Annotated in this window: 1 protein-coding gene; it reads right to left on the bottom strand. The window is 43.5% G+C overall.

What is annotated here, in order from left to right; translation table 11 throughout:
- Positions 1-39 precede the first annotated feature (39 nt).
- A protein-coding gene (locus tag FKN05_RS16440) for an IS3 family transposase (protein ID WP_170888009.1) occupies positions 40-1,574 on the bottom strand; the annotation gives its coding sequence in 2 pieces (ribosomal slippage) (positions 40-1,103 and positions 1,103-1,574; 1,536 coding nt in all).
- Between the last annotated feature and the right edge of the window lie 64 nt (positions 1,575-1,638).

Below are 1,638 nucleotides of genomic sequence, written 5' to 3'. Positions count from 1 at the left end.
CGGTGTTTTTCAAGTTAGTTGTCATCATTTGCTTAGATATTAAGCAGCATCTTTTTCTGGATTTAAATGCACTTCACCAACAGGCTCACAGTTTCTGATATCACGAGACCAACGCCCTGGATTTTTATTTTTCGCACTCAGTAGTACCTCTGCACGATGCGCTAAGATCTCTCTATCCTTTCCACTATGACGCTCGGAAGGAGTAACATAATTTAACTTGCTATGTTTGTGCTCAGTATTATACCAACGTACAAACCCGTTGACCCAACAACGACTTTCTTCCAAACCATTAAAGCCTTTCGTGGGCCAGCTCGCTATATACTTCACGGTTCGGAACAGCGACTCAACATAAGGATTATCATCGCTGACTCGTGGTCGGCTGTACGATGAGGTAATACCTAGCTCATCCATCTTTGCTTTGAGCGTGAGTGATTTCATTGGCGCACCATTATCTGAGTGAAGCACTAAGGGCTGATTAAAGCATTGCTCACGTAGTAATGTACGTTGTAAGAGTTGTGAGGCTAACTCACCACATTCACTCTCATAGACATCATAACCAACGATTTTTCTGCTGTAGATATCTTCTATAACGTACAGGTAGTAGTGTTGCCCAATCACCTTAGATGGCAAGTAAGTAATATCCCAACTGTATACTTGATTTGGCCCTGTCGCTGTGTAGCTTGTTGGTTTAGCATGTCGTTGTCTTCCTTTCTGTCGACCACGCTTATGCAGTTGACCATGTGCCTTCAATACCCGATAGTAGCTTGATTCACAGGCAATATATTCGCCTTTATCCAGCAAAGTCGGAACGATTTGAGTAGGTGGCAAACTAGCATATTCAGGTCGATTGCATATTTCGATGATCGCTTCTCGCTCTTGTTGTGTCAGTTTATTAGCAGGCACAGGCCTGGTGCATGTTGGTCTTTTATCAGCTTGAACATTGCCCTGTTGATACCAGCGTCGATACGTTCTCAAGTCAATCTCTGCTTCATGACAAGCTTGCTCTAAACGGCAACCATGTTGTTGAGCATCGCGAATAAGTGTTATTAGGTATTGCCTTTCATCGGTTGAGGTTAGTCGTCCTCGGGTTCTTCCCCGTAAAAGGCCCTCAGCTTTTTTCGTAGTACCAACAAAGCTGCCGTTTCCGCTAAGGCTTTTTCTTTAAAACGTAACTCTTTTTTCAGCGCTTTGATTTCCATTTTATCGGCTTTCGCTTGTTTTTTTGCTTCTAGCTCCTGTTCTTTCGTTGTCATAAATCCTTGCATGCACTCATTTCGCCAAGCTTTGATTTGTTCAGGGAACAGACCTTTCTCGCGACAATATTGGCTGAGTTCATGCTCAGTCATTGAGTAAGTTTCAGCGATGATGGCGAGTTTGGTTTGTGCAGACCACTGCTCTGATGAAGTATTGCTATTGGGCACAGGAGCTCCAGAATGTCTGAGTTGTTGCCGCCAATAATACAGGGTTCCAGGACTAATGCCTTCTTCCTTTGATATTTGGCTTACAGACATCGAAGATGGAGGCAGTAGCTTCTTGAGTATTACTTCTTTTCTTTCAGTAGAGATACGAGACACGATAAACTCATTGCCGCCCAATCTGGTTAAATTTTAACAGTGACAACTATCCTGCCAGAGGGGG

Source organism: Vibrio sp. 1-1(7), from assembly GCF_013048485.1.
Classification (GTDB): Bacteria; Pseudomonadota; Gammaproteobacteria; order Enterobacterales; family Vibrionaceae; genus Vibrio; species Vibrio fujianensis.
The sequence above is the reverse complement of the archived record's forward strand: the minus strand, read 5'-3'. Positions and strand labels throughout refer to the sequence as shown.